This window comes from Streptomyces pratensis, assembly GCF_016804005.1.
GTDB classification, from domain to species: domain Bacteria; phylum Actinomycetota; class Actinomycetes; order Streptomycetales; family Streptomycetaceae; genus Streptomyces; species Streptomyces pratensis_A.
The window spans coordinates 1,677,088-1,703,241 of sequence record NZ_CP051486.1; the positions used below are offsets into that span (position 1 = coordinate 1,677,088).

Consider the following 26,154-nt stretch of genomic DNA (forward strand, 5'->3'; position numbering starts at 1 on the left):
CCTTGTGCCCGTCGCCCCGCCCCCAGCAGACTGCGGATCAGCCCCGCTGTGCCCGTCGGATGCTTTTCCGGCCCGGCCCCGGCGGCCACTTCCTCCGCCAATCCCCCTTCTCACACCCCGGCAGACGCCCCGTCGGCTCCGACGGCGTACGGCCGGGGTGCCCACCGCGTCTCGAACCGGCCCGCCGGGCCGATCCGTGGTGCCCGCACGACCAAGGAGCGATCATGACCATCCGTACGCATACCGGCTCCGCCCGCACCGCCCTACGGCGCCGGGGCGTGACCACTCTCGCCCTGCTGTGTGCCTGGTCGACGGCAGGTGTGTACGCGGCCGAGGCCTCACTGCCGTCGAGCCCGCTCGGCCTGCCCGGACAGAACAGGGAGGCCGTGCGGTCGGTGCTTCCCGAGGGGTGGGCCTTCTTCACCGCGAGTCCCCGGGAGGACGACGTCCTGCTCTGGGAACGGCCGGCCGGGGAGCGGTCGCCGGAGGGCCGATGGACCGGCGGATTCACGGCCCAGGCATCGGCCGGTGAGTTCTTCGGCGCCCGCCGTCTCCAGCGGGCGAAGAAGGCGGAAGCCGGAGCGCTCATGTCCGGAGCCCTGGAACGCGGAGCCCGCTGGCTCACCTGCCCTGCGCCCGCCGCACCCCTGCCGCTGCGCGACACCGTGAGGGACTGTGCGGACGCCGCCACCGGTGCGGTGCGGGTGGCCAACGCCTCCGCGCACCCCCGGGTGTGCGGGACGGTCCTCTTCTCCCGGCAGGAGCCGCTGCCCTGGACCTGGGCGCGCCACGGCGTCGACGAAGGCATGCCCGTGCGGATCCTGCCCGTGGAGGTCACATGCTGACCGCCTTGGGAACCTGGGCGACCCGGGTATGCGGGACCTCGCCCTTCACCGACGTCTACGGGGCCGCCCGCACTCTGCTCGCGACCGGAACCCTGGTCACGCTGGTCTGCAATCCGGCCTCCACACTCTTCGCCCCCGGAACGGCAGGCGCCCCCCAACCCCACTGCGGGGGAGCGGCGTCGCTGTCCGTCTACTGCCTGGCACCCGGCCCGGAGAGCGCCCGGTGGATCTCCGTGGCGGTGCTGCTCGTGGTCATGAGCGGGTTCGCCCCCCGGTGGACCGCGATCCCGCACTGGTGGGTGTCGTACAGCCTCCAGGTCTCCGCGTCCGTCATCGACGGCGGTGATCAGATCTCCGCCGTCGCGACGCTGCTCCTCGTCCCGGTCGCCCTGTGCGACGGCCGACGCTCCCACTGGGCCCGGGACCCCGCCGCCCCGGCCCCCGGCGAACGTCTCCGGCATGCGTGGATCGCGGGCTGGATCGCGCTCGGAGCCGTCCGGCTACAGGCGGCGGTGGTGTACTTCCACGCCGGGACAGCCAAGTTCGGGGTGGCCGAGTGGGCCGACGGCACCGCCATGTACTACTGGCTGTCCGATCCGCACATGGGCGCACCCGCCTGGCAGCGGACCCTCATCGACCCGCTCATGCAGCATTCCCTCCCGGTCGCGCTCCTCACCTGGTCGGTACCGCTGGGCGAGATCGCGCTGGCGGCCGCGCTGGTGATGCCCGCCAGGCACTGGAGGCCGTTCCTCGTGGCGGCGCTGCTCTTCCACGCGGCCATCGCCGCCGTCATGGGCCTGGTCTCGTTCTCGCTCGCGATGGCCGCACTCGACCTCCTCTTCCTGAGGCGCGCGGACCACGCGCTGCCCCTCCACCTCGGCGTACCGGCGCGGCTCCGCTCCCGCGGGCGGCCGGCCGCCGACACCTCGGACCACGGGCCACCCCGGCCCGGACCACAGAAGGGAACCCCCCATGACGACGACCTCCCGGCACAGGACACTTTCCCGGCTCCTGGCCCTCAGCCTGCTGGTGAGCGGCTTCTCGGCCGCCTCACCCACCTTCGCGGACAGCTCGGCCGCCGTCTCGCACACCGTCCGTACCTCCGCCGCTCCTGACGCGCGGACCGTCTTCCGAGGGGTCTTCTTCGGACACGGCCCACTGGGGGAACGGCTGGCCAGGTACCACCGGGGAGCTCCGGAGGCCACGCCCGCGCACACCTCTCTGGAGGACGTGTTCATGGACCGGCTGGAGGCACGTCATCCGCGGGTGATCGACGAGGTGCGCGCCGCCGCGCTCAGCGGATCGCACGTACGGACAAGGACGGCCCTGCGGACCGCGAGCGACGCGCTGTCCCGGGAGGTCCGCGAAGCAGAGGCGGACGGCACCGGCCTCGGCGGGGTCTCGGGCACCTGCCTCTTCCTGGTCGCCGTCGTCATCCAGTACGTCTACGCGGCCCAGACGCTCTGGGGCATCCAGTGGAACTGGACGGCGGCCACCGGCGAATCCTTCAGGACCGAGGAACTGGTCCACGACCTGATCACCCACATCGCATGAGCCGCAACTCAACGGACAGGAAGCGAACACACATGAAGAACCACGGTAAGAAGTACTGGGCCGTCACACTGGCGTCGTCCGTCCTGGCCGGAGGGCTGTGGCTGGCCGGGCCCACCTTCGCGAGCGGTCCCGCCGACTCCTCGCGGACCACCGCGGCCCCGGCCGCCCACGACGCTCGGGCCGTCTTCCGCGGAGTCTTCTTCGGGCACGGGCCCGCAGCCGCGGACTTCGCCCGTCACCACGGGATGACCCCGGCGGCCACGCCTGCGGACACGGCCCTGGAGAACACGCTGATGGACCGGCTGGAAGCCCGCGATCCGGGCATCGTCGACCGGTTGCACGCCGCGGCCGTCAGCGGCTCGTACGTCCGTACCCGGCACGAACTGCGCGAGGCCGCGCGCGCCCTGGCCTCCCTGCGGGGAGCGGGCGCCACGGACACGGCGGTGACCCAGGAGGTGACCCCCAAGGCCCTGGTGGTGTGGCTGGCGCTCTGGGTGGTGAAGTTCGTCTGGCTTCCCGTCACCGCCTCGGACGGAGGTGTCACCACCGACGGGCTCACCCATGACGTCGTGACCGCGGTGAGCGGGTGACCCTGTCGCCTCTGCCTGTGACCGGCCCCGGCTGTGGGAGGACCCCGCAGCCGGGGCCGGTCGCCTTCCCACGCGCGGGTCCGGATCGGGAGGCGGGCGCCGTTGGCCGGGGACCGGCCGACCACGCCGGGACCGGTGTCCGCCGGTGTGACGGCCACGTCCCCCGCCGAGGACCGCCGAGGACCGTCGAGCAGCCACACGTCAGGCGTCGCGCGGCCTACCCGTTGCAGTCGTACAGATACTCCTTCGCTCCGCCGCTTCTTCGCTCCGCCGCTTCTTCGCTCCGCCGCTTTTTCGCTCCGTCGGTTTTCACGCCCGAGGTGACATCCGGAGCGGCACGCCGAGCACCTTGACGGAGTGTTCCGTGCCGACGGCCCGTCGCCGATCGGCCGCACCGGGACACCGGATGGTCGGTTCGCTCGGGTGCCTTTGGCCTCGGACCACAGGCGGGCCTGGTCGGTCCCGGCTGCACCGGGCCGCACCGGCACCGGGCCGCTTCGGCCGCGCCGACGGCAGACGCGTCCCGGCCGCATGGACGACGGGTGTGTTCCGGCCGCGTCCGCGAGGGCAGGCGGTCAGGCCGGCCGGCCTGACCCGGCTGTCGCCGACTTCTCGATCGCACACGATATGAAGAGGCGCGGCCTCCGGCGTGCCAGGCCGAGCGGCTCGCCCCGGCCGTGATCCGTGGCGTGGGGGAATCGATGTCGGACGAGCCGTGAGCGAACCTCTCCCAGGAAGCCGCACCAAAGGCCAGTTCGTTCAAGAAGTGAACGGAAGTCTGATGGGACCTGCTTCGATCATGGGTACGGACCAATCTCGGTGTGAAGTATTGACGCCCCTGTTCCGGCGCGGTTAACTCCAGCCGCAACGCCGGTACCGGTTCCGGGACCGGTTGCGGAACCGGTACCGAAGCCCGTCCCATCACCCTGTCCTGCCTTGTCCCTGGAGGCCCCGTTGCGTGTCACCATCGCCGATGTCGCCCGTGAGGCCGGCGTCAGCAAGACGACCGTGTCGCGGGTCATCAACCTCAAGGGCGAAGTGGACGGTTCGACGGCCGCCCGTGTTCGTGAAGTGATCGCAGACCTCGGCTACGTACCCAGTTCCGGCGCCGTCGGGCTGGCGCGCGGTCGCAGTCGGACGGTCGGCCTGTTGGTGCCTTCGTTCACCTGGCCGTGGATGGGTGAGGTGCTCCAGGGGATCGTCGACACGGTGGAGGCCGCCGACTACGGGCTGCTGCTCTTCACGTGCACCCGGGGAGCTGAGTCCGTCAAGCGCTTCACCACCCAGGTGTCGGCGCGTGCCTTCGACGGGCTCGTCGTCGTCGAACCGGAGAACACGCTCGACCAGCTCACCGAACTGCACCGCTCCGGGCTGCCGATCGTGCTGATCGACGACCGGGGCCACCACCCGGAATTCCCCTCCGTCGTGACCACCAACCACGAAGGAGGGGCGTCAGCGGCCCGCCACCTGCGGGCCGCGGGGCGCACCAGGCCTCTGATCGTCACCGGCCCGAGGCACTTCGGCTGCGTACGCGACCGGCTCGCCGGCTTCCAGTCGGTCCTGCCCACCGGGCTGGTCGTGGACGGGGACTTCACCGAGGGCCGCGGCCGGCTCGCCGTGGAGGAACTCCTGCACGCCGGTACGGAGTTCGACTCGGTCTTCGCCCACAACGACGTCAGTGCGGCCGGGGTCCTGCGCGCCCTGAGAGCCGCCGGCCGCCGCGTACCCGACGACATCGCGGTGGTCGGCTTCGACGACATCCCGATGGCGCAGCACACCGAACCACCCCTCACCACCGTGCACCAGCCCACCCGGCAGATGGGCGAGGCGGCTGCCCGCCTCCTCCTCTCCCACCTCGGCGGCACCGCCGTACCGGACGGCCCGGTCGTGCTGCCCACCGAACTGGTCGTGCGTCACTCGGCGCCGTAACGGACCCGGCCCAGCCGGTCACCCGTCCGTATCCCCGACCCAGCCGCACCCGCCGCACCACACGCACCCGGCGCGTCCAGCGCTGCCCACGCCACCGGATCCCCCGGACCCGCAGTCCTCCTGGAGTAGTCATGTCCGTACGCCGTCGTCACACCTTGAGAGCGCTCTCAGTCGCCACCGCGGTGGTCGCGCTCGCCGCCGGATGCTCGTCCGCCAACTCGGGCGCCAACAAGGGGGGCGGCGCCGGTGCCTCCGGCGTGCTGACCCTCGGCAAGCCGGACGGGCCGCAGACGAACAACAGCAACCCCTTCCTCGCCACCTCGGCCGGCGCCACGCTCGGCTACCGGCACATGATCTACGAGCCGCTGGCGATGACGAACCAGATCCGTCCCACCGACAAGGCGAACCCGTGGCTGGCGACCGCGTGGGACTGGGAGTCCAACTTCACCAAGCTCACCTTCACGCTCGACGAGCGGGCGAAGTGGGCCGACGGCAAACCGCTGACCGCGGCCGACGTCGCGTTCACCTTCGAGCTGCTGAAGAAGCACCCGGCGCTCAACGGCAACGGCATCCCCTACGACGGCGTCACGATCGAGGGCAAGAAGGTCGTCCTGACCTTCAAGGAATCCCAGTTCGTCAACCAGAACAAGATCATCACGACCTACGTGGTGCCGAAGCACATCTGGGAGAAGGTCGAGAACCCGGAGACCTGGCCCAACCGCACCCCGGTCGGCTCCGGCCCGTACAAGCTGAAGACCTTCACCCCGCAGACCACCACCCTGATCGCCACGCCCACCTACTGGAAGGGCGAGACCAAGGTCAAGGAGCTGCGCTACTCCGCGTACAACGACAACAGCGCGGCGACGACGGCGCTGGCGAACGGCAAGCTCGAGTGGTCGTTCGTCTTCATGCCGAACTACAAGCAGCTGTACATCGCGAAGGACCCGAAGAACCACAAGCTGTGGTTCCCCTCGGGGCTCGGCATCCACGGCCTGTGGTTCAACACGGCCCGCAAGCCCTTCGACAACCCGGCCCTGCGCAAGGCCATGGCCATGGTCATCGACCGCAAGGCGATCCACGTGCAGGCCCAGGCGACCCTCTACCCGGAGATCAGCAACCCGACCGGCATCCCGCTGCCCGCCGGAGAGCCCTTCCTCGCCCCGGAGTACAAGGACGCCACCACCGCGCCCGACGTGGCCGGAGCCAAGAAGATCCTCGACGAGGCCGGGTTCGAGCTCAGCGGCGGGGTCCTGAAGGACCCGGGCGGCAAGCCCGTCGAGCTCACCTTCACCGACCCGGCCGGCTGGAACGACTACATCACCGGGCTGTCCATCATCAAGGACAACATCAAGCAGCTCGGCATCGAGGCCAAGGTCAAGACGCAGACCGCCGAGGCATGGGGCAACGACGTCGCCACCGGCAACTTCGACGCCACGCTGCACTGGACCAACAGTGGTGCCACGCCGTACGACATGTACCAGAACATCATGGACGGGGCGATCCTCCAGCCCGTCGGCAAGAGCTCCCAGCTCGGAAACTTCGGCCGCTTCAAGAGCCCCGAGGCCACCGCCGCGCTGAAGGCGTACGCCAACGCCACCGACGACGCCACGCGCACCAAGGCCATGAACACGCTCCAGAAGATCATGGTCGAGCAGGCACCGGTCGTCCCGACCGCGGCGGCGCCCATCGGCGCCGAGTACTCCACGAAGAACTGGGTCGGCTGGCCGACGGAGGAAGACCCCTACGCAGCCCCGCAGCACACCCAGCCCGACGCGCTGGAAGTCGTGCTGAACCTGAAGCCCGCCAAGTAGGAGGGTCCGGCAATCGGCGGGCGGCGTAACGGGGTTGGGCACACACTCTCCCGAGCTCTCGGCTTCGCCCGAGCAGGGAGGGGCCCCCAGCGGCGTCGTCGATCGGCAGGGCTCCGCGTCGCGTCGATCCTCCGCCTCGCAGCTGCACGCACCCGACCCCGCTCCTTCTTCCACCCCCCAATTGCCGGACCTCCAAGCACTGGGAAGAACCGACCATGACCACCGAACAGTCCGCACCCGTGCGCACCGAGAACGACGTCGTGCTCGAAGCACGCGGAGTCACCAAACACTTCCCCGTACGGCGCACCGCGGGCGACCTCCTCGCCCGCAGACACCGCACCGTCCACGCCGTCGACGACGTGTCGCTGAAGCTCCGGCGCGGCACCGTCACGGCGCTGGTGGGGGAGTCGGGCTCCGGGAAGTCCACCGTCGCACGGCTGCTCGCCCAGCTGTACCCGCTCACCTCCGGGGAGATACACCTGGGCGGCACGGCGGTGAAGGCCGGGCGTGGCCGGTCCTTCCGTACGTACGTCAAGCAGGTCCAGCTGATCTTCCAGGACCCCTTCGCCTCGCTCAACCCGGTGCACACCGTGCGCTACCACCTGACCCGGGCACTGAAGATCCACGGCCGGGCGGGGAGCGGGGACGCGGACCTGGAGAAGAACCTGGCCGCTCTGCTCGAACGCGTCCAGCTGACTCCTCCTCATCAGTTCCTGGACAAGTTCCCGCACGAGCTGTCGGGCGGGCAGCGCCAGCGCGTGGCGATCGCCCGCGCGCTCGGCGCCGACCCGCAGGTCCTGCTCGCCGACGAACCGGTCTCGATGCTCGACGTGTCGATCCGGCTCGGCGTCCTCAACCTGCTGCGCGACCTCAAGGAGCGGCTGCACCTCGCGATCCTCTACATCACCCACGACATCGCGTCGGCCCGCTACTTCGCGGACACCACGCTGGTGATGTACGCGGGCCGGATCGTCGAGGGCGGTGACAGCGAGACCGTCACCCAGCATCCCGCCCACCCCTACACCCAGCTGCTGATCGCCTCCGCGCCGGACCCCGACCGGGTCGCGGACGAGGAAGCGCAGGAAGAGACCGGAAGCGGCGAGCCGCCCTCACTGATCGCCCCGCCGGACGGCTGCCGCTTCCACCCCCGCTGCCCCAAGGCCATGGAGCGCTGCCGCACCGAACTGCCGCCGCGCTTCGACCTGGCGGACGGCCAGTGGGCCGCCTGCTGGCTGTACGACGGCACCACCGCCGAGGGAGCAGCGAAGTGAAGTACATCCTCCAGCGGCTCGCCTTCTACGCGGTCACCGCGTGGGCCGCCATCACCATCAACTTCCTGATCCCGCGCCTGATGCCCGGCGACCCGGTCGAGGCCCTGATGAGCCGGTACCAGGGGCAGCTCGACACCTCCGCCATAGCCTCCCTGAAGGCGCTGTTCGGGCTCGACGAGGACCAGTCCGTCTGGTCGCAGTACACCGACTACTGGTCGCACCTTCTCGACGGCGACCTCGGTCTGTCCTTCACCTTCTTCCCGACCCCGGTCGGTGAGGTGATCGCCCAGTCACTGCCCTGGACACTCGCGCTGGTCGGCATCACCACCCTGATCAGCTTCCTGCTCGGCACCGGCATCGGCGTCTACAGCGGCTGGCGGCGCGGCTCCTGGCTGGACGGGCTGCTGCCCGTGACCACCTTCATCTCGGCCATCCCCTACTTCTGGCTCGGCCTCATCGCCATCGCGGTGTTCGCGGTGAAGTGGCAGGTCTTCCCGGCCGCCGGAGGGTACGACAACTCCCTGGTCCCGGCCTTCGACTGGCCGTTCATCTCCAGCGCGCTCTACCACGGGGTGCTCCCCGGGGTGACGATCGTGCTGAGCGCCATCGCCGGCTGGATCCTCGGCATGCGGAACATGATGGTGACCGTCTCCTCCGAGGACTACGTGATGGTGGCGCAGGCCAAGGGGCTGTCCGAGCGGCGCGTGATGTTCTCCTACGCCGCACGCAACGCCGTCCTGCCCAACATCTCGGGCTTCGCCCTCTCGCTGGGCTTCATCGTCGGCGGCACGCTGCTGGTCGAGATGGTCTTCTCCTACCCGGGCATCGGCTTCCAGCTGTTCCAGGCCGTCGGGGCCAAGGACTACCCGCTGATGCAGGGCGTCTTCCTGATCATCACGCTGTCCGTGCTCGCGGCGAACCTGCTGGCCGACATGGCCTACGCCCTCCTCGACCCGCGCACCCGCAAGGAGGCCTGACGATCATGGCCGTCACCAGCACCGACGTAGTCGTCACGGACACCGCCCCCGCCGCGTCCCGGGCGAGGTTCCGCTTCCTGCGCGGCGGGAAGACCCGCACAGGGCTGCTGATCCTCGCGTTCTTCGTGATCCTCGCCGTGGCGGGCCCCTGGCTCGCCCCGTACGACCCGGACGCCATGAGCGACCAGCTGCTGCAACCGCCCTCCGCCGACCACTGGTTCGGTACGACGCAGACCGGGCAGGACGTCCTCTCGCAGATCCTGGTCGGCACCCGCGGCGTGCTGCTCGTCGGGTTCCTCGCCGGCATCCTGGCCACCGCGCTGTCCGTGCTCATCGGGGTCAGCGCGGGGTTCCTCGGCGGAGCCGCCGACGAGATCCTCTCCATGCTCTCCAACATCTTCCTCGTCATCCCGGGCCTGCCGCTGATCATCATCATCGCGAGCTTCGTCGAGGACACCGGGGACATGCTGATCGCCGCCGTCATCGCCCTCACCTCATGGGCCTGGGGGGCGCGTGTCCTGCGCGCCCAGACCCTGTCGCTCCGGCGCCGCGACTACGTGGAGGCGGCACGGGCCACCGGTGAGTCCACCTGGCGGATCATCCTGTTCGAGGTCATGCCGAACCTCACCGCCGTCATCGCGTCCGGCTTCGTCGGCACCGTCATCTTCGCGGTCCTCTCCGAGATCACCCTCGCCTTCATCGGTGTCGCCGACATCTCCCACTGGAACTGGGGCACGGTGCTCTTCTGGGCCCAGTCCAACCAGGCCCTGGCCCAGGGCGCCTGGTGGTGGTTCGTGCCCGCCGGACTGTGCATCGCCCTGCTGGGCACCGCCCTCTCGCTCATCAACTTCGGCATCGACGAGTTCGTCAACCCGCGCCTGCGCACCGCCACGGGGGCCTCCCGGAAGGTCCGGATGCGTGTCGGCTTCACCCCCGTCGCCCGCACCGCCGCACCCGCGGAGCCCGGCTTCACCCCGGTGGCCCGTGCCGGCGCGACCCCGTCACCCGGTGAGCCCGTGCCGCCGGGCACCCCCGAGTCGCCCGGAACGCCCAGCAAGGAGCACAGCGCATGACCGCCGAGCCGATCCTCACCATCAGCGGCCTGAACGTCGACTACGGAACCGGCACGAGCGGCGTCCGCGCGCTGCGGGACATCGATCTCACCCTGCACCGGGGTGAAGTCCTGGGCCTGGCGGGCGAGTCGGGCTCGGGCAAGTCCACACTCGCGTACGCGGTCACCCGGCTGCTGTCCCCGCCCGGGGTGATCACCGGAGGAGACGTCCACTACCACCGGCCGGGCGGTGAGGCCGTCGACATCCTCGCCCTGAGCCCGGACGAGCTGCGCGCCTTCCGCTGGCAGGAGCTGTCGATCGTGTTCCAGGGAGCGATGAACTCGCTGAACCCGGTGCACACGGTCCACAGCCAGCTGACCGACGTACTCACCGCGCACCGCCCCGGCATGAAGGCCGCCGAGCGCACCGCACGCGCCGAGGAGCTGCTCAACCTCGTCGGGATCTCGGCCGACCGGCTCGCCGCCTATCCGCACCAGCTCTCCGGTGGCATGCGCCAGCGCGTGATGATCGCCATGGCACTCGCCCTGGAACCCGAGATCGTCATCATGGACGAGCCCACCACCGCCCTCGACGTCGTGATGCAGCGCCAGATCCTGCGCAAGCTGGTGGAGCTGCGGGAGCGCCTCTCCTTCTCCGTCGTCTTCATCACCCACGACATCTCGCTGCTGATCGAGTTCTCCGACCGGATCGCGATCATGTACGGCGGACGGATAGTGGAGCAGGCGGGCGCCGCCGAGATCTACCGCGACCCCCGCCACCCCTACAGCGAGGGCCTCCTGCACTCCTTCCCCGCGCTGCACGGTCCCCGCCGCGAACTCACCGGCATCCCGGGGTCACCCCCGCACCTGTCCGCGATGCCCGCCGGCTGCGCCTTCCACCCACGCTGCGGCAAGGCCTTCGAGCCGTGCCGGGAGCGTGTCCCGGTCCTCGCCGCGCCGGACGCAGCCCAGGACCGCGAGGTCGCCTGCTGGCTGCACCACTGACCGCCCGCACCGCCGCCCACCACCCCACAGCGCAACCGGAGTTACGGAGAACCATGAACCTCGTCACGCCCCGCAGCAGCCTGCAGCCCGCCGCCGTCCAGGGACTCCCTGCCGACTTCCGCTGGGGCGTCGCCACCTCCTCGTACCAGATCGAGGGCGCCGCGTCGGAGGACGGCCGTACCCCGTCCATCTGGGACACCTTCTGCCGCGTGCCCGGCGCCGTGCACAACGCGGAGCACGGCGACGTGGCCTGCGACCACTACCACCGGATGCCCGAGGACGTGGAGCTGATCGCGGGCCTCGGCGTCGACACGTACCGCTTCTCGCTGGCCTGGCCCCGCATCCAGCCGGGCGGCCGGGGCCCCGCCAACGCCAAGGGCCTCGACTTCTACAAGCGGCTCGTCGACGAGCTCCAGGGCCGGGGCGTCACCCCCTGGATCACCCTCTACCACTGGGACCTGCCGCAGGAGCTGGAGGACGCGGGCGGCTGGCCGGCCCGTGACACCGCCCTGCGGTTCGCGGAGTACGCCATGCTCGCGTACGAGGCTCTCGGCGACCGGGTCGAGCACTGGACGACCCTCAACGAGCCGTGGTGCTCGGCGATGCTCGGCTACGCCTACGGGGCGCACGCCCCCGGCCGGACCGACATGGGTGACGCGATGGGCGCCGTCCACCACCTGCTCCTCGGCCACGGACTCGCCGCCCGGCAGATGCGCGAGGCCGCGGGGGACAACCCGCTCGAACTCGGCATCACCCTCAACCTCGGCACCGCCACCCCCGAGACCGACAGCGAGGCGGACCTGGAGGCCTGCCGCCGCGCCGACGGCATGGGCACGCGTCTCTACCTCGACCCGATCGTCCACGGCCGCTACCCGCAGGACATCGTCGACGACCTCGCGGCCCAGGGCGTCGAACTGCCCGTCCAGGAGGGCGATCTGGCCGCAATCGCCACCCCGCTCGACGTCCTCGGCGTCAACTTCTACCGCGGCGCGCTCTTCTCAGGTGTCACCGAGGACGGATCGCCGACCGACGCCGAAGGACTGCCCGTCGTCCGCGGGGTGGAGCGCGACCTTCCCCGTACGGCCATGGACTGGGAGATCACCCCGACCGAGCTCACCGCTCTCCTGCTGCGGCTCCAGCACGACTACGCGCTGCCGACCGTCATCACGGAGAACGGGGCCGCCTTCGACGACACGGTCGCAGCCGACGGCTCCGTCCCCGACGCCGACCGCACGGCCTACCTCGCCGACCACATCGCGGCCGTGTCCGAGGCCCGTCGCCAGGGCGCCGACGTCCGGGGCTACTTCGCCTGGTCGCTGATGGACAACTTCGAGTGGGCCTACGGCTACGACAAGAGGTTCGGCATCGTCCGCGTCGACTACGACACTCAGCTGCGGACACTCAAGGACAGCGCCAAGTGGTACCGCGACACGATCCGCCTCACCAGGAACGCCTCCACCGACCGACCCGTGGCCTGACCAGAAACAGGCCACTGCCCCGAACAGTCCCCGGAGCAGAGAAGAGCCGCACATGTCCCGAACACCGCACGTCCGCGCACGCCACCGGGCGAGACCGGCCACGGCCGCGCTCGCCGCCGCGACCGTCCTCGCCTCACTGCTCGCCGGGGCCGTCCCCAGCGCGGCGGCCGCCGAGGACCCCGCGCCCGTACTCGTCGACCGGTTCGAGGGCGAGGTGCCGTTCGGCAACCCGCCCGCCGACTCCCTGTTCACCTGGGGCGGCGACACGGACGACCACCCCGCTCTGAAGCTGGAGGAACGCGCCGACGCCCCCGAGGGCGGCAAGGTCCTCCAGGGTACGTACGACATCAGTGCCTGGGGCGGACTCAGTCACGAGTTCGCCGTCGACCAGCCGCCGAAGGACTGGACGGCCCACAAGGGCATCCGCTTCTGGTGGTACGGCCAGAACACCGCGCCCCTGCCGCCCGGTTCGGGCAAGCGGATCAACTTCGAGATCAAGGACGGCGGAGCCAACGGCGGCGCCTCCGAGCTGTGGACCACCTCCTTCACCGACGACTGGGAGGGCTGGCACCAGGTCGAGATCCCCTTCGCGGACTTCGTCTACCGGGCCGACTACCAGCCCGTCGGCGGCATCGACCAGATCCTCGGCCTGAACGAGATGTGGGGCTACGCGCTCACCCTCCCGACCGGCGCACCCGGCTCCTTCGCCATGGACGCCGTCGAGCTGTACGGCAAGGCCGAACCGGCCCTGAAGTCGAGCGTCGTCGTCGACTCCGCCGTGCACCCGGTCAAGGAGGGCGGGACGGCGGACATCAGGATCTCCGTCGCCACGACCGGATCCCTCCCCATCGAGGAGCCCGTCACCGTCGCGTACACCACCCAGGGCGGCAGTGCCGGATCCGGCGAGGACTACACCCCGGTCACCGGCACCCACACCTTCCCCGCCGGGACCGCCTCCGGCACCACGCACACCGTCTCCGTGGCCACGACGAAGGACAAGGGGGCGGAGTCCGCCGAGACGGTCCCGCTGGAACTCACCGTCACCGGCGCCAAGGCGCCCAAGGAGAACCCCCAGGTCGTCATCGACGCCCACGGGCTGCCCTACCAGAACGCGAAGCTCCCGGTGAAGAAGCGCGTCGCCGACCTGCTGGCGCGGATGTCCCCGGCCGAGAAGGCCGGCCAGATGACCCAGGCCGAGCGCAACGCGCTGAAATCGCAGGGCGACATCGCCGCGTACGACCTCGGCTCGCTGCTCTCCGGCGGCGGTTCCGTGCCCACTCCGAACACGCCCGAGGCCTGGGCGAAGATGACCGACGCCTACCAGCTGCGCGCGCAGGCCACCCGCTTCCAGATCCCGCTGATCTACGGCGTGGACGCGGTGCACGGCCACAACAACGTGATCGGCTCGACGATCATGCCGCACAACATCGGCATCGGCGCGGGCCGTGACCCGAAGCTCGCGGAGAAGACGGGCGCCGTCACCGCGAGCGAGGTCCGCGCCACGGGCATCCCGTGGGACTTCGCCCCCTGCGTGTGCGTCACCCGCGACGAGCGCTGGGGCCGCTCCTACGAGGCGTACGGCGAGGACCCGGCCCTGGTCGAGGCCATGGAGACGGTCATCACCGGCATGCAGGGCAGCGCGTCGGGCAAGGACCTCGCCCGTAACGACAAGGTGCTGGCCAGCGCCAAGCACTTCGTCGGCGACGGCGGCACGGAGTTCGGCTCCTCCACCACCGGCTCGTACACCATCGACCAGGGCGTCACGAAGGTCACCCGCGAGGAACTCGAAGCGGTCCACCTCTCGCCGTTCGCCGAGTCCGTGAAGCGCGGCGTGGGCACGGTCATGCCGTCGTACTCCTCGCTGGACGTCATCGGCGACGACGCCGGTCCCGTGAAGATGCACGCCCACGCGGAGATGATCAACGGCGTGCTCAAGGACCGGATGGGCTTCGAGGGCTTCGTCATCAGCGACTGGCAGGCCATCGACCAGATCCCCGGTGACTACGCGAGCGACGTCCGCACCTCGGTCAACGCCGGGCTCGACATGATCATGGTCCCGACCGCGTACCAGGACTTCACGAAGACCCTCCAGGCGGAGGTCACCGCCGGGCGGATCGCGCAGGCCCGGATCGACGACGCGGTGTCCCGGATCCTCACCCAGAAGTTCCGCCTCGGCCTCTTCGAGAAGCCGTACGCCGACAAGTCGAACCTGGACGACGTCGGCTCCGCCGCGCACCGCGCGGTCGCCCGTGAGGCAGCCGCCAAGTCCCAGGTGCTCCTGAAGAACGACGGCTCGGTGCTGCCGCTCAAGCCGTCGCAGAAGGTCTACGTCGCAGGCTCCAACGCCGACGACCTCGGCAACCAGGCCGGCGGCTGGACCGTCAGCTGGCAGGGTGCCTCCGGTGCCACCACGACGGGCACGACGATCCTGGAGGGCATGGAGAAGAACACCTCGTCGGCCACCTTCTCCGAGGACGCCTCCGCCCCGACCGACGGGTACGACGTCGGAGTCGTCGTCGTCGGCGAGAAGCCGTACGCCGAGGGCATCGGAGACGTGGGCAACGGCCACGACCTGGAGCTCACCGACGCCGACAAGGCAGCGGTCGACACGGTCTGCGCCGCAATGAAGTGCGCCGTCCTCGTCGTCTCCGGCCGCCCCCAGTTCATAGGTGACCGGCTCGGTGACATCGACGCCCTGGTCGCCTCCTGGCTGCCGGGCACCGAGGGCGACGGCGTCGCCGACGTCCTCTACGGCAAGCGGGCCTTCACCGGGCAGCTCCCGGTGACCTGGCCGAAGTCCGAGTCGCAGCTGCCGGTCAACGTCGGCGACGCGGCGTACGACCCGCAGTTCCCGTACGGCTGGGGACTGACCACCCTGAAGAAGGCTCCGGCGGGCGGCGAGGCCACCCTCACCGCTCTCGCCGTCGCCGCCCAGCTCGCCGAGCGGGCCGGCCTCGGGAAGACCGAGGCGGGCAAGGCGATCGTGGACCGGGCGAGGCTGCTGGTCCAGCAGAGGACCGGCGGGAAGCTGACCGAAACGGTGTCCAAGCCGTTCGCCGAGGCCGACCATCTGCTGCTCACCGGCGATCTGACCGGAGCGGTGGCGAAGCTGCGCACGGCGTACCGCGCCGCGTAACAGCAGAAACGAAACCCGGGCGGGCGACGCATTTGTCGCCCGTTCGGGTTACTTTCGGAGTATGCGGAAGAGGCTGTTCGCTCCCCTTTGGGCCTGCCTGCTGCTGATACTTTCGGCGGCTGTGCTGGCGATGACCCCCGCTGCCCAGGCCGCCCCCTCCACGATCGACGACGCGGCGAGCGCCCTGCGCCAGGGCCCCGTGTACGTCGACCCCGCGGCGTCCGGTCAGCTCTCGGCGTCCCAGGAGGCCGCCCTGGAGAAGAAGATCATCGACGCGGACAAGCCGGTCTTCGTGGCCGTGCTGCCCGCGACATCCGAGTACCCGCCCGAGAACCTCCTGCAGAACCTGCGCACCGACACCGGCGTCACAGGCGTCTACGCCGTCCGCCTGGGCGACGGATTCGACGCCGGCGCCGACCCCCAGGTGATGCCGGTCCGGGCGGTCGAGAACCTCACGACCGCCGTGAAGGCACCCGGCGCGGACACCGACGCCGCGACCCAGCTCAACGCCTTCGTCGACCGGGCCGTCGACGACGCCAAGGGCAGCGCTCCGGCCTCCTGGTCCGGCGGCGGCACCGACGACGGCGCCGTGAACAGCGGCGTGCCGGTGACCGGTCTCGTCGTCCTCGGAGGGCTGGTCCTGCTGGGCGGAGGCACCGCGTTCGCGGTCGCCCGCCGCAACCGGATGCGCAAGGAGGAGGAGGAGCAGGCGGCCCTGGAGAAGCTCCGGGTCGTCGTGGACGAGGACATCACCGCGTACGGCGAGACCCTGGACCGGCTGGACTTCCATCCCGCCGAGAAGGGCGCCGACGACGCGATGCGCATCGACTACGAGCGCGCGCTCGACTCCTACGAGGACGCCAAGTCCCGCATGGGCAACGCGCACCATCCCTCCGACGTCCGCGGGGTCACCAAGGCCCTGGAGGACGGCCGCTTCTCCCTGGCCGTGCTGGAGGCCCGCCGTAAGCACCGGGCGCTCCCGGCACGCCGGCCGCCCTGCTTCTTCGACCCGCGCCACGGCCCCTCGGTCGCGGACGTCCTGTGGACGCCGTCCGGCGGCGCGGCCCGCGAGGTCCCGGTCTGCGGCGCCGACGAGGTCCGGCTGCGTGAGGGCGAGGACCCCATGAGCCGCACGGTCGACGTCGGCGACGGCCGCCGGCGCCCCTACTGGGAGGCGGGCCCGGCCTACGGCCCCTGGGCAGGCGGCTACTTCGGCGGCGGCCTGCTCCCCGGCCTGCTGGTCGGCACCATGCTCGGCTCGATGCTCTCCACCCCGGCCTACGCGTCGGAGTACGGCGGCGGTGACTTCGGCGGAGGCGGGGGAGGCGACTGGGGCGGCGGCGACGTCTCCGGCTCCGACTTCGACTCCTCCGGTTTCGGCGGCGGCGGCTTCGGTGACGGCGGCGGCTTCGGAGGCGGCGGCGGCTTCGACGGGGGTGGGTTCTAGCGCGCCTTCGCCGCTCCGGGCCTCTTCGCCGGCTGCTCCTCCCACGTCTCCGGGGCCCACACGCCCGAGCGCTTCAGTGACGCGGGGCAGTGCAGGTAGATCTCGTCGATGTCCACGACCAGCGCGAGGTCGGGACGGCGCCCCTTGACCTTCATCTCGTCGAAGACCGGAGCATCCGTGAGGATGCGGGCCCGGCCGTTGATCCGCAGGACCGTCATCACGCCCGGTATCAGGTACAGCAGGCCCACGTGCGGGTTCGACAGGATGTTGTGGAAGCTGTCGCCGCGCCGGTTGCCCGGCAGGTCGGGCAGCACGAGGGTGCGCCGGTCCAGGACCCGGGTGAAGCCGGGTTCCCCGCCGCGCGGCGAGGTGTCGCAGTTGCCGTCGGCGTCGGAGGTGGACACGGCGCAGAACGGCGCGCGGGCCAGCAGGCCGAGGTCGTCCTCGGTGAGCTCGTCGTGGACCTTGTCGATGACGATCGGCCACGGTTCGCCCAGGATCTCGCGCAGCTGCTCGGCCGACTCGAGGGGCACGGCTCCGGCCAGGGGGTCCGCGGCGTCGACGGGGGCAGCCGTGACGGCCGCGGGCGCGGCGTTCGACAAGGGGTACTCCGAACCTCGTGGGGGCGCAGCAGCGGATCGCTGACCTGGCACTGTTAGGCTCACCTTACTTATGCTCACGGGTGCGCCCCGTCCCGGGGGCGACAAGCAAGGGTGAGGGACCGTGCGCGACCGCATGCCGCCGCCCCGGGTGACCCGGCTGTGAGCGGCCCGGTTCTCCTGGGAGCGAAGAAGCAGGAGACCGGGATCTCCGAGGTGTCCGAGCGGCGGCGCGTGCGCAGCCGCCCCGCCCTGGCACTCGGGCTCCTCGCCGCCGTGGCCGTTCTTCTGCTGACCGTCCTGGCCAGCCTCGCGATCGGTTCGGGGGACGTGGCACTCGGCGACGTGATGAACGGCGTGTTCGACCCGGACCTCGGGGTCAAGGGCCAGCTCATCGTCCAGGAAGTCCGCATCCCCCGCACGGTCGCCGGGCTGCTGGCCGGTGCGGCACTCGGCCTCGCGGGCACGGTGATGCAGGGCGTCGCCCGGAACCCGCTGGCCGACCCCCAGCTCCTGGGCATCAACGCGGGCGCCTCGGTCGCGGTGGTGTGCTCGATCAGCTTCTTCGGATTCACGGCCGCGACCCAGTACATCTGGTTCGGCTTCCTCGGCGCGCTCCTCGCCGCCCTCCTCGTCTACGGCGTCGGCTCGCTGGGGCGTGAGGGCGCCACCCCGGTGAAGCTGGCGCTGGCGGGCGCGGCGACGAGTGCCGTGCTCACGTCCGTGACCAGTGCGGTCCTGCTCCAGGACCGGGAGGGCTACGACCGATTCCGCTTCTGGCAGCTCGGCGCGCTCACCGCCCGTGACGCGGACGTGCTGTGGCAGGTGTCCCCGTTCATCGCGGCCGGCGCCGTCCTCGCGCTGCTGCTCGGCCCCCAGCTCAACGCCCTGTCGCTCGGCGACGACCTGGCCCGCGGCCTCGGCCAGCGGGTGGGGGCCGCCCGGCTGACCTCGGCGCTGGCCGTGGTGCTGCTGTGCGGCGCGGCGACCGTCGTCGCCGGTCCGATCGGCTTCGTCGGTCTCGCGGTCCCGCACGCCGCGCGGCTCATCACCGGCCCGGACTACCGCTGGGTGCTCCCGTACAGCATGGTGCTCGCCCCGGTCATGCTGCTCGTCGCCGACATCGTCGGCCGTGTCATCGCCCCGCCCGGCGAGGTACAGGTGGGTGTGGTCACCGCGGCGGTCGGCTGCGTCCCCTTCATCTGGCTGGTCCGGCGCAGGAAGCAGGTGGAGCTGTGACCGGGACCCTCCTTCGGGAGTCGCCCGACGCCCGTCTCGCGGATGCCGTGCGCAGGGTGACACGGGTACGCGGACGGGGACGCCGGCGCTCCGTGCTGGTGGCGGCAGGCCTGCTGGTCGCGGTGGTGGCGATGTTCGCGGTCTCGCTCAGCGTCGGTGACATGGTGATGCCGCTCGGCAAGGTCGTGGAGACCCTTCTCGGCGGGGGCGACGGCGGCTCACGGTTCGTCGTGCTGGAACTCCGCCTGCCGCGCGCCCTGCTCGCGGTCCTCGTCGGCGTCGGCTTCGGGCTCTCCGGGGCCGTCTTCCAGTCCGTGCTCCGCAACCCGCTGGCCAGCCCGGACGTCATCGGCATCAGCGCCGGGGCGAGCGCGGTCGCCGTCACCGCGTCGCTGCTCTTCCAGGTCAGCGGCCTCGCGCTGTCGGTGAGCGCCCTGACCGGGGCGGTCGCCGCCGGTGCGGCCATCTACCTGCTCGCCTGGCGGCAGGGCGTCGCAGGCCAGCGCCTCGTGCTGATCGGCGTGGGTTTCGGCACCGGACTGAGCAGCGTGGTCTGGTACGTGATGGCCCGCTCCGACGTCGCCGACGCGCAGGAGGCGTACCTCTGGCTGACCGGCACCCTCAACGGCCGCTCCTGGGGACAGGTGTGGCCGCTGCTGAGCGCTCTCGCCGTCCTTGTGCCGCTCACCGTCCTCGCCGCCCGGGCGCTGGGCCCCCTCCAGCTCGGGGACGACGCGGCGGCCGGTCTGGGCGCCCGCGTCGAGCCCGGGAGGCTGGCGCTGCTGGGCTGCGCGACCGCCCTCGCGGGTGTCGCGACCGCGGCGGCCGGCCCGGTCAACTTCGTGGCATTCGTGGCGGGGCCGATCGCCCGGCGTCTGGTGCCGGGCCGAGGTGCCGCCCTGCCGCACGCGGCGCTGACCGGGGCCCTGATCGTCCTGGTCGCCGACTTCGGCGCGCAGCACCTGCTGCCGTCGGTCCAGCTTCCCGTGGGCGTGGTGACGAGCATCATCGGCGCCCCCTATCTGCTGCTGCTCCTGGCCCGCGCCAACCGAGGGGGCAGCGGTGGCTGAACCGCGCACGTTCGAGACGGATGACAGACGACAAAGGAAGGCGTGGCCGCGCCGTGGCTGAGCACACTCTTCGAGCCCAGGGTGTCTGCCTCGGGTACGGCGACCGGGAGATCGTCTCCGGCCTGGACGTGACCGTCCCGCCGGGGCGGATCACGGTCATCGTTGGCCCGAACGCCTGTGGCAAGTCGACCCTGCTGCGCGCCATGGCGCGGCTCCTCGCACCTTCGGAGGGTGCGGTGCTGCTCGACGGCCGCAGCATCCAGGAGATGCCGACGAAGGAGGTCGCCGCCGTGCTCGGCATCCTTCCGCAGAGCCCGTCGGCACCGGAGGGGATCACGGTCTCCGACCTTGTAGGGCGCGGCCGCTACCCGCATCAGGGCTGGTTCCGGCGCTGGACCGCCGAGGACGACGAGGCGGTCGCCCGGGCGCTGCTCTCGACCGGCACCCTGGACCTCGCCGACCGCCCGGTGGACGAGCTCTCGGGCGGGCAGCGCCAGCGGGTCTGGATCGCGATGGCCCTCTCGCAGCGTACGGACATCCTGCTGCTGGACGAGCCGACGACCTTCCTGGACGCCAGCCACCAGCTCGACGTGCTGGACCTGCTCACCGACCTGAACCACGAGCACGGCGTCACCATGGTGGCGGTGCTGCACGACCTGAATCTGGCCTGCCGCTACGCCGACCACATGATCGCCATGAAGGACGGACGGATCGTGGCCGAGGGCAGGCCCACCGACATCGTCACGGAGTCGCTGGTCGGCGAGGTGTTCGGCATGCGCTGCTCGGTGATGGAGGACCCGGCGTCGGCCACGCCGATGGTGGTGCCGCTGGGCCGCCACCATGTGCGGGGCGCGGAGGTCCGCCCCGCGTCATGAAAGTGAATTAGGTTAGGCTAGCCTAATTGGCATGAACGATTCCGCTCCACGCTCCCGCCGTACCCGGCGCGCTCCGGTCCTGATGGCCGGCGTCGTCGCGGCCCTCCTCGTCGGCCTGGCTGCCTGCGGCTCCTCCGACGACACCGCCGGCTCCGGTTCCTCCTCCGCCTCGGACGGAGCGGCCGAGGGCTCCTTCCCCGCGAAGGTCGCGACGAAGTTCGGCGAGGTCACCGTCGACGAGGCCCCGAAGCGCATCGTCGCACTCGGATGGGGCGACGCCGAGACGGTGCTCGCGCTCGGCGGGCAGCCCGTCGGGGCGAGCGACTGGCTGGCGTTCGGCGGCGAAGGCGTCGGGCCGTGGGCCGAGGGCAAGTACGACAAGAGCCCGCAGATGATCGGCACGCTGGAGCCCGAGTTCGAGAAGATCGCGGCACTCCAGCCGGACCTCATCCTCGACACCAAGTCCAGCGGGGACCAGACGCGTTACGACACCCTGAGCAAGATCGCCCCGACGGTCGGCGTGCCCGAGGGCGGCGACCAGTACAAGATCTCGTGGGAGAAGCAGACCGAGATGGTCGCCGCCGCGATGGGCGTCCCGGAGGAGGGCGAGAAGCTGATCAAGGCCAACGAGGCGAAGTTCGCGGAGGCCGTGAAGGCGCACCCCGAATTCAAGGGCAGCACGATCACGCTCGGCTCGCGCACCTCCGAGGGCTACGGCGCCTACGTCTCCGGCACCGGGCGGGTCGACTTCGTCGAGCGCCTCGGCTTCGAGAACAACCCGGCCGTCGAGGACAAGGCCGGCGAGGGCTTCTCGGTCTCCGTCTCCAAGGAGAACCTGGACCTCCTCGACGCCGACCTGACGGTCATGGCCCCCATCGGCATCCCGGCCGCCGACATCAGCGAGGACCCGCTGTACAAGGCGGTCCCGTCGGTGAAGGCAGGCCACTCGGTCGTCTTCGACGACAAGGGCATCAGTACGGCGTTCGCCACCGACTCGGTGCTGTCGACCGTCTACGCGCTGGACAAGGTCGTCCCGCTCTTCGCGGAGAAGATGAAGTAAGTCGGCCGGATCACCCCGCGTCCCGCGCCGTCTGGTGGCGCGGGACGCAAACGGGTGACAGGCTTGGCCCGGTGGACCGTGACCGGGTGGAGAAGCAGCTGCTGGACGGCTTGACCGTCGACACGAGCAGGCCGGAGCAGCCGATCCTGCTGGACGAGTCGGGCCAGCCGATCAAGACCTGGCGCGAGAACTACCCGTACGACCGCAAGATCCGCCGCAAGGAGTACGAGCGGGCCAAGCGCATACTCCAGATCGAGATGCTCAAGCTCCAGCGGTGGACCAAGGACACCGGAGCCCGGGTCGTCGTCGTCTGTGAGGGGCGGGACGCGGCCGGCAAGGGCGGCACCATCCAGCGCTTCACCGAGCGCCTCAACCCGCGTGGCGCGCGCATCGTGGCCCTGGACAAGCCGACGGACCGCGAACGGGGCCAGTGGTACTTCCAGCGTTACGTGGCACATCTGCCCGCCCCCGGTGAGATCGTCTTCTTCGACCGCTCCTGGTACAACCGGGCCGGAGTCGAACGCGTCATGGGCTTCTGCACCCGGTCGGAGTACGAACTCTTCCTCAGGCAGTGCCCGGACTTCGAACGGATGCTCGTCGACGACGGGATCATCGTGGTCAAGTTCTGGTTCTCCGTCTCCCGCGCCGAACAACGCACGCGTTTCGCGATCCGGCAGGTCGACCCGGTGCGCCAGTGGAAGCTCTCGCCCACCGACGTCGACTCCCTCGACCGCTGGGACGACTACACCACGGCGAAGATCGACATGTTCCGCGCCACCGACACCGGTCACGCGCCGTGGACCGTCGTGAAGAGCAACGACAAGCGCAGGGCCCGCCTCGAGGCGATGCGCAGTCTTCTCGCGCGCATCGACTACGAGGCGAAGGACCCCGACGCCGTCGGCGAACCGGACCGCCTGATCGTGGGTGCCGCCGCCACCCTGCTGGAGCCGGGCGAGGAGGACACCGCCCTCTCGCCCACCCGCCTCGCCTCGAACGCCGAGGGGCCGGGCGAGCACCCCTGAGTCCTCTCAGCCGCGCCTGGCGGTGACGTCACCGTTGACGGTGGTCAGCGTCATGCCGTACCCCCCGTCCTCCGTGGCGGCGGGGACGGTCACGGAGGCTCGGCCGTTCCGCGTCGTGGCGTCGACGTCGTAGCCGGGCGCGTCGTGGGGAAGCGCCACCCGTACCGAGCCGTTGGTCGTGGCGGCGGTGACGCGGGACGGTGAGGTCGCGCTGCCTAGTGTCACGTCCCCGTTGACGGTCTCGGCGTGCAGGCGCTCCGAACGCAGGGTGCCTGTGCGCACCGATCCGTTGTGTGTCGCCAGGCGGACCGTGGTGTCGCCACTGCCGGACCGGGCGACCGTCACGTCCCCGTTGACGGTGGTCAGGTCCAGGCCCCCCGATATCCCGGCCGCGTCGATGCCCGCGTTCCTGGCGGTCACCGTGACGAAGACACCGGTGGGAACACCGATCGCCGGCATGCGGGGGCACGGACCGCCCTCGTGGTCCTCGTGCGGCGTGCAGGACAGATCGAGGACCCAGGTGTCGTCACGATGGGACCAACGGCTGCCGATCCGGTCCTCCGTGACGGCCCGGTCGCCGTCCGCCGGCCGCAGGCGCACACCGTTGTCGGTCGTGATCAGCAGGTGATCACCCCGGGCCAGGGCGGGCCGTGATCCGTCCGGATGCGCGCCGGGATCGCCGCCGCACGCCGCGAGGAGGGGGACGGCCGCCAGCAGTGAGGCCCATTGCCGTCCGCGTGTGAAAGCCGTGATGTCCATGCCTGCTCGCCTTCCCCGCGACGGGCCGTCCCATGGCACGCCTCTGTGAACCGGCCTTCATCCGGGGTGCGTTGACAGAGAAGGGACCACTAGGGTCCTAGATCGAGACGGCGGTCTTCGTGGTCCTGGCCGGTCTTCTCACCGGCTTCTGCGCCTGGTGGCTGCGCCGTCGGCTCAACTGACACGAACGCGACGGGCGGCCGAAGCCAACGCAACTGGCTTCGGCCGCCCGCCAGACTCCACGACCTCGCTCCCCGCGCGGTGCTCCGGTAGCCGGAGTCCGCAGGGGTGGGTGGAGTCCGGCCGCAGGTGGCGGGACTGCGAGACTGCTCGTGTGATCATCAGACTCGCGCAGGAACGGGACCTCGCCGGGTTCCTCGCCCTGGCCGCCCAGGTCGAGGACTGGTTCGGGCCCATGGTGGAGGAGCCGGGCTTCCACCGTGCCGTGGAAACACACATCCGCCGGTCCGAGGCACTGGTCGCCGTCGCGCCGGATTCGGGCCTGGTCGGCGGCCTGTTGTTCGGCGCGGAGGGTCCGGCGTACCACGTCCACTGGCTCGTCGTGTCGGAGAGGGCACGGGGGACGGGCGCCGGCCGGGCGCTGATGGCGGATGCGACGCGCAGGTTCGTGCGAGGGCCGGGCACCGTCGAGGTGGTCACCTTCGGGGCCGACCACCCTGGTGCCGTGGCGAGCGGGGCGCGTGTCTTCTACGAGCGCCTGGGTTTCACCCCGGCCGAGACCGCCGCACCCGGCCCGGAGGGCGGGTCACGCCAGGTCTACCGCCGGGCAGTCGTCTGAGCGCGGCGACGCCATGGCCGCCCGGCCCGCAGATCCCGCTTCCGGCGCGCCGTCGAGCCGGTCCGGGCGGCGCGATCGTGGCGAGGGCGGCACACCGAGATGCCCGATGCCGTCCGGGGCGCGCCGTCGGGGTCGGTGACGTGCGGAAGAGCGACGGAAGCGGTACCCGTCGTCGGGACGGGGCCCCGGCCCTGCCGGAGCCCCGCCGGAGGTCAGCTGGTGGGGAAGCTGTCGGGCGTACTGATGCGGCTCTTCAGCAGCGCCCCGGACTCCGTCAGCACACCGCTGCTGCTGTAGTCGCTGCCGCCGCAGGTGCCGGGCCGGAAGGCCGCGCTGCTCTCGGGAGCGTCGGAGTAGGTCCAGTTGGCGTAGCTGATCTTCAGCCGGTCCAGCAGGTCCAGCCAGGCCGTGGTGCTCGCCGTGTCCATCGCCCCACCTCCGGTGGCGCTCACCGTGCCGAACTCGGTCACGAACAGCGGCAGTTGCGAGGCCGCCCGGCTCAGCGTCGAGCGGTAGGCGTCCTTGTGGCTGGCGGCGTAGAAGTGGAACGCGTACATGATGTTGCCGGCATTGACGGGGTTGTTGACGACCTCGCTCTCGTTGGAGCCGTCCGAGACTCCCAGTGAGGACCAGCCGCGGGTGCCGACGATGACGACGGCGTCCGGGTCGGCCGCCCGGACCACCGGGATGACCTGATCGGCGTAGCTCTTGATGGCCGACCAGCTCACGCCGTTGGGCTCGTTGGCGATCTCGTAGATCACGTTCTTCTTGCCGGCGTTACGGGCGGCGACGGACGCGAAGAACGTCTTCGCGCGGTCGAGGTTGTAGTTCGGGTCGCCGGGCGTCAGGGTGTGGAAGTCGATCAACGCGTACATGCCCCGGGCCTCGGCCATGTCGACCAGAGCGTTCACGCGGCTGGTGAAGCCCGCCGGGTCGGTCTCGTAGCCGTCCTCCTGCACGTACATGGAGATGCGCAGCAGGTCCGACTTCCAGTCCTCGGCCAACGCGTCCAGGGATGCGGCGTTGTAGCACTCGTCGAACCACTGGATGCCGTGCGTGCTCATGCCCCGCAGCTGTACGGGGCGGTCGTACTGGTTGCACAGGTTCACGCCGCAGACGTGCAGTTGGCCGTTGACGTCCACGGGGGTGCCGGTGCCCGGATCCGGGGTGGGCTCGTCGACGGAGCCCGTACAGGCGACGCCGTTGAGCGTGAACGCCGTGGGCTTCGGGTTGGCGCCGGTGAAGGTGCCGGAGAAGCCCAGGTCGGCGACCGCGCCGGTGGCCAGGTTGCGGTTCCAGTCGACACCGGTGGCGGTGACCGCCGAGCCGGACTGCGACCACGTGGCGTTCCAGCCCTGGGCGACCTTCTGCCCGGCGTCCGGCATGGCGAAGCGGAGCGTCCAACCGGTGACTGGGGCTCCCAGGTTGGTCACCTTCACCCCGGCCTGGAAGCCGCCCTGCCACTGGCTGGCGACCGTGTACTCGACCTTGCAGCCGGTGGCGGCCGCCGCCTGGGGGCCGAATGCCGCCATCAGACCCAGGACGGTCGCGAAGGTCGCCAGTAAGGCGAACAGGCGTTTCATGGTGTTCCTCCTCGTGCGAAGCGGAATCAGAGGTGGGAGCGCTCCCAAGGTCCA

The 26,154-nt window shown here is 70.9% G+C and carries 22 protein-coding genes; 19 read left to right on the forward strand and 3 right to left on the reverse strand.

From position 1 onward, the window contains the following. Positions 1 to 224: 224 nt before the first annotated feature. The 13 genes from HED23_RS07465 to HED23_RS07525 all read left to right on the forward strand — a co-directional run bounded on the left by HED23_RS07465 (position 225) and on the right by HED23_RS07525 (position 17,094). Complete coding sequence (locus HED23_RS07465; RefSeq protein WP_203182625.1) at positions 225 to 845, forward strand: SdpA family antimicrobial peptide system protein; 621 nt, start codon at positions 225 to 227, stop codon at positions 843 to 845. Further along, positions 839 to 1,960 carry a sporulation-delaying protein SdpB family protein gene (locus HED23_RS07470; protein ID WP_203182626.1) on the forward strand — a complete coding sequence of 374 codons (1,122 nt, stop codon included), beginning with the start codon at positions 839 to 841 and terminating at the stop codon, positions 1,958 to 1,960. The genes HED23_RS07465 and HED23_RS07470 overlap by 7 nt, the downstream gene beginning before the upstream one ends. Next, entirely contained in the window at positions 1,875 to 2,399 is a 525-nt protein-coding gene (locus HED23_RS07475) for a hypothetical protein (protein ID WP_203182627.1), read from the forward strand. The genes HED23_RS07470 and HED23_RS07475 overlap by 86 nt, the downstream gene beginning before the upstream one ends. A gap of 32 nt (positions 2,400 to 2,431) precedes the next feature. Then, a complete protein-coding gene (locus HED23_RS07480; protein ID WP_203182628.1) occupies positions 2,432 to 2,989 on the forward strand; it encodes a hypothetical protein in 558 nt (185 codons plus the stop codon). Positions 2,990 to 3,943: 954 nt separating this feature from the next. Further along, the gene (locus HED23_RS07485) at positions 3,944 to 4,918 is read left to right on the forward strand and encodes a LacI family DNA-binding transcriptional regulator (RefSeq protein WP_203182629.1); all 975 of its coding nucleotides are present in this window, start codon (positions 3,944 to 3,946) and stop codon (positions 4,916 to 4,918) included. Between the two features lie 131 nt (positions 4,919 to 5,049). Then, the gene (locus tag HED23_RS07490; protein ID WP_203182630.1) at positions 5,050 to 6,729 is read left to right on the forward strand and encodes an ABC transporter substrate-binding protein; all 1,680 of its coding nucleotides are present in this window, start codon (positions 5,050 to 5,052) and stop codon (positions 6,727 to 6,729) included. 215 nt (positions 6,730 to 6,944) lie between these two features. Further along, positions 6,945 to 8,000, forward strand: coding sequence for an ABC transporter ATP-binding protein (locus tag HED23_RS07495; protein ID WP_203182631.1), 1,056 nt, complete (start codon positions 6,945 to 6,947; stop codon positions 7,998 to 8,000). Then, positions 7,997 to 8,977, forward strand: coding sequence for an ABC transporter permease (locus tag HED23_RS07500; RefSeq protein WP_203182632.1), 981 nt, complete (start codon positions 7,997 to 7,999; stop codon positions 8,975 to 8,977). Before HED23_RS07495 ends, HED23_RS07500 begins: the two co-directional genes overlap by 4 nt. A 5-nt stretch (positions 8,978 to 8,982) precedes the next feature. After that, a complete protein-coding gene (locus tag HED23_RS07505) occupies positions 8,983 to 10,050 on the forward strand; it encodes an ABC transporter permease (RefSeq protein ID WP_203182633.1) in 1,068 nt (355 codons plus the stop codon). Beyond that, complete coding sequence (locus HED23_RS07510) at positions 10,047 to 11,033, forward strand: ABC transporter ATP-binding protein (protein WP_203182634.1); 987 nt, start codon at positions 10,047 to 10,049, stop codon at positions 11,031 to 11,033. Before HED23_RS07505 ends, HED23_RS07510 begins: the two co-directional genes overlap by 4 nt. Positions 11,034 to 11,086: 53 nt before the next feature. Further along, on the forward strand, positions 11,087 to 12,511 hold the full coding sequence (locus tag HED23_RS07515) for a GH1 family beta-glucosidase (RefSeq protein ID WP_203182635.1): 1,425 nt from the start codon (positions 11,087 to 11,089) through the stop codon (positions 12,509 to 12,511). 52 nt (positions 12,512 to 12,563) lie between these two features. Continuing rightward, entirely contained in the window at positions 12,564 to 15,647 is a 3,084-nt protein-coding gene (locus tag HED23_RS07520) for a glycoside hydrolase family 3 N-terminal domain-containing protein (RefSeq protein ID WP_203182636.1), read from the forward strand. A 61-nt stretch (positions 15,648 to 15,708) separates the two neighbouring features. Beyond that, entirely contained in the window at positions 15,709 to 17,094 is a 1,386-nt protein-coding gene (locus HED23_RS07525; RefSeq protein ID WP_203182637.1) for a hypothetical protein, read from the forward strand. Here the strand turns inward: HED23_RS07525 and HED23_RS07530 are convergent. After that, positions 17,091 to 17,696 (reverse strand): MSMEG_1061 family FMN-dependent PPOX-type flavoprotein, encoded by a 606-nt coding sequence (locus tag HED23_RS07530; protein ID WP_203182638.1) that lies wholly within the window; start codon positions 17,694 to 17,696, stop codon positions 17,091 to 17,093. The genes HED23_RS07525 and HED23_RS07530 overlap by 4 nt on opposite strands. 159 nt (positions 17,697 to 17,855) lie before the next feature. On the opposite strand from HED23_RS07530, the gene HED23_RS07535 reads away from it, so the two are divergent. The 5 genes from HED23_RS07535 (at position 17,856) to ppk2 (ending at position 22,959) form a co-directional block, all read left to right on the forward strand. Further along, positions 17,856 to 18,932 (forward strand): iron chelate uptake ABC transporter family permease subunit, encoded by a 1,077-nt coding sequence (locus HED23_RS07535; RefSeq protein ID WP_203182639.1) that lies wholly within the window; start codon positions 17,856 to 17,858, stop codon positions 18,930 to 18,932. Beyond that, the gene (locus HED23_RS07540; RefSeq protein ID WP_203182640.1) at positions 18,929 to 20,002 is read left to right on the forward strand and encodes a FecCD family ABC transporter permease; all 1,074 of its coding nucleotides are present in this window, start codon (positions 18,929 to 18,931) and stop codon (positions 20,000 to 20,002) included. Before HED23_RS07535 ends, HED23_RS07540 begins: the two co-directional genes overlap by 4 nt. A 20-nt stretch (positions 20,003 to 20,022) precedes the next feature. Continuing rightward, a complete protein-coding gene (locus HED23_RS07545) occupies positions 20,023 to 20,877 on the forward strand; it encodes an ABC transporter ATP-binding protein (RefSeq protein WP_203182641.1) in 855 nt (284 codons plus the stop codon). A 31-nt stretch (positions 20,878 to 20,908) separates the two neighbouring features. Then, the gene (locus tag HED23_RS07550; protein ID WP_203182642.1) at positions 20,909 to 21,937 is read left to right on the forward strand and encodes an iron-siderophore ABC transporter substrate-binding protein; all 1,029 of its coding nucleotides are present in this window, start codon (positions 20,909 to 20,911) and stop codon (positions 21,935 to 21,937) included. 71 nt (positions 21,938 to 22,008) lie between these two features. Continuing rightward, positions 22,009 to 22,959: a polyphosphate kinase 2 gene (ppk2, locus tag HED23_RS07555; RefSeq protein WP_203182643.1), complete on the forward strand. Its 951-nt coding sequence runs from the start codon at positions 22,009 to 22,011 to the stop codon at positions 22,957 to 22,959. Positions 22,960 to 22,965: 6 nt separating this feature from the next. On the opposite strand, the gene HED23_RS07560 is transcribed toward ppk2, so the two are convergent. Further along, on the reverse strand, positions 22,966 to 23,718 hold the full coding sequence (locus tag HED23_RS07560) for a DUF4097 family beta strand repeat-containing protein (RefSeq protein ID WP_203182644.1): 753 nt from the start codon (positions 23,716 to 23,718) through the stop codon (positions 22,966 to 22,968). A gap of 334 nt (positions 23,719 to 24,052) precedes the next feature. On the opposite strand from HED23_RS07560, the gene HED23_RS07565 reads away from it, so the two are divergent. After that, positions 24,053 to 24,517, forward strand: a complete 465-nt coding sequence (locus tag HED23_RS07565; RefSeq protein WP_203182645.1) for a GNAT family N-acetyltransferase — start codon at positions 24,053 to 24,055, stop codon at positions 24,515 to 24,517. A 212-nt stretch (positions 24,518 to 24,729) separates the two neighbouring features. On the opposite strand, the gene HED23_RS07570 is transcribed toward HED23_RS07565, so the two are convergent. Next, a complete protein-coding gene (locus HED23_RS07570; protein WP_203182646.1) occupies positions 24,730 to 26,100 on the reverse strand; it encodes a cellulase family glycosylhydrolase in 1,371 nt (456 codons plus the stop codon). Positions 26,101 to 26,154: the final 54 nt, after the last annotated feature.